Annotated in this window: 1 protein-coding gene and 2 pseudogenes; 2 read left to right on the top strand and 1 reads right to left on the bottom strand. The window is 73.6% G+C overall.

Going from position 1 to position 2,036, the window contains the following annotated elements:
- A pseudogene (locus tag V7793_RS36905) lies at positions 1-972 on the top strand (hypothetical protein); the annotation flags it as partial.
- Between the two features lie 49 nt (positions 973-1,021).
- Here V7793_RS36905 and V7793_RS36900 read toward each other — a convergent pair.
- Positions 1,022-1,609 carry a TetR family transcriptional regulator gene (locus tag V7793_RS36900; RefSeq protein ID WP_336014044.1) on the bottom strand — a complete coding sequence of 196 codons (588 nt, stop codon included), beginning with the start codon at positions 1,607-1,609 and terminating at the stop codon, positions 1,022-1,024.
- A gap of 128 nt (positions 1,610-1,737) precedes the next feature.
- On the opposite strand from V7793_RS36900, the pseudogene V7793_RS36895 reads away from it, so the two are divergent.
- Positions 1,738-2,036, top strand: a pseudogene (locus tag V7793_RS36895) (MFS transporter); the annotation flags it as partial.

The following is a 2,036-nucleotide window of genomic DNA, read 5'->3' as shown; positions in this document are numbered from 1 at the left end:
CGCCGGCGGCTCGGCAATCCGGCCGAGGGCGAGCGCGAGCCGCAGGCACCACCGCAGGGGCAGTCACAGGGACCGTCGCAGGCACCGGCGCAGCCGGCACCGCGGCCGCCCCTGCTCGACGCCCCGTCAGGGCGCGCCTTCGCCATAGGAGCTCCGGACGAGGGTTCGGAGGGGCCCGAGCCCCTCGACGGCCCCAACGGTGCGGTGGAGGTCGTGAACGCGCCGCGCCCGCCGATGGACGACGAGCTGCCCCCCGAGCCGCTGGACAACCCGCGCCGGCTCCTCGTGTGGCCCGCTCCGGATCCGTCCACGGAGGCGGCGCTGACCGAGCGCGGCTACCGGCCGGTGCTGGTGCACTCGCGCGAGGAGGTCGACGCGCAGACGGCGGCGTACCCGGCGGCGCTGTTCGTGGACCCGCTGACGGGGCCGATCACGCGCACGGCGCTGCAGTCGCTGCGCGAGGCGGCCGTCGCGGCCGGAGTCCCGGTCCTGGTGACGGCCGGGCTGGGGCAGGCGACGCGGGAGGCGGCCTACGGGGCGGACCCGGCGGTGCTGCTGAAGGCGCTGGCTCCGCGCGACAGCGAGATGCACCCGCCGCGCGTGCTGCTCATCGAGGAGCACGCGCCGATCGCGACCGCGCTGACGGCGACGCTGGAGATCCGCGGCATGCAGGTGGCACAGGCGTCGACGGACGCGGAGGCGGTGACGCTCGCCGAGCAGATGCGCCCGAACCTGGTGGTGATGGACCTGATGCAGGTGCGCCGCCGCCGCGCGGGCATCGTCGACTGGCTGCGCGGCAGCGGCCTGCTCAAGCGCACCCCGCTGGTCGTCTACACCTCGGCCGGGATCGACCCGGCGCAGCTGACGGGGCTGGCGGCCGGGGAGACGGTGCTGTTCCTCGCGGAGCGCTCGACGAGCGCGGAGGTGCAGGGCCGGATCGTGGACCTGCTGTCGAAGCTGGGCACGGACTGAAAGACGGACTGAAAGGCGGCCACGGACCGGCCGGAGGCCGGCCGGGCGGCTAGGCGCCCGGCCGGGTGATCCTGCGCGCCGCCGTCCGCACGGACTCGCGCAGCGTGTCCAGGTCCCCGTCCTCCCCGCCGACGAGCAGGCGGCGGAACTGCGGCACGGCCGTGGCCCACCCGGCGAGCGCGCTGATCAGGAAGACGAGGTGCCGCGGCGGCAGCCCGGCGTCGACCGTGCCCTTCTCCTGGGCGACGGCGAAGGCCGTGGCCTTGGAGTCGTAGCGGGCGCGCCGTTCGGCCTCGTGCGGGATCTCGCCCTCCCCGTATTCGAGCCCTTCCCACAGGAGCAGCCGCAGCAGCTCGGGGTGGGCCTTGTGGTACTCCATCAGGCGGTCGACGTAGCAGTCGGGGTCGTCGGCGTCGACGGGCACGGCGGAGGCGAGTTCGAGCAGGGCCCGCCGGAGGACCTGGGAGAACAGCTCCGCCTTGTCGCCGAAGTAGGCATAGATGAGCTGTTTGTTCGCCTTGGCCTCGCGGGCGATGCGGTCGATGCGCGCGCCGGCGATGCCGTGGGCGGCGAATTCGGCGGTGGCCGCCGCGAAGATGCGCGCCTTGGTGGCCTCTGGATCCCTTACGACTGCCATGCACCCAGAGTAACCAACTATTCGGTTGACAGCGCGTTTCGTTTCACGTGAAACTTATAACCAACCAGTTGGTTATAAGCCCGTTGGTTATCAGCATGCCGCACCGTCCCGGGGGAGCCTCACCACTCATGCCGACGCCCACGCCGTCACCCACAGCCTCAGCCGCAGCCGGCCCCGCACCCGTATCGCCCGCAGGGTCCGCGGCACCGGCCGCGCCCACCCCCGCCCGCGGCGGCAACACCGTCCTCCTCGCGGTCATCGCCCTCTGCACCGCCGTCACCGCCGCGAACATCTACCTCGCGGCCCCGCTCCTCGGCCTCATCGCGCAGGACTTCGGCGCCGCGCCCTCCGCGGCCGGCTGGATCGCCTCCGTGGCCCAGCTCGGCTACGCCATCGGCCTGCTGGCGTTCGCCCCGCTCGGGGACAC

Origin of the sequence: Streptomyces sp. KLMMK (genome assembly GCF_036961605.1) — a bacterium.
Taxonomy (GTDB): domain Bacteria; phylum Actinomycetota; class Actinomycetes; order Streptomycetales; family Streptomycetaceae; genus Streptomyces; species Streptomyces telluris.
This window is presented reverse-complemented; position numbering and strand designations above follow the sequence as displayed.

What these genes read in the sequence shown, in the direction of transcription:
- V7793_RS36900 (WP_336014044.1), bottom strand. Translation starts at nt 1,609, where the DNA reads ATGGCAGTCGTAAGGGATCCAGAGGCCACCAAGGCGCGCATCTTCGCG.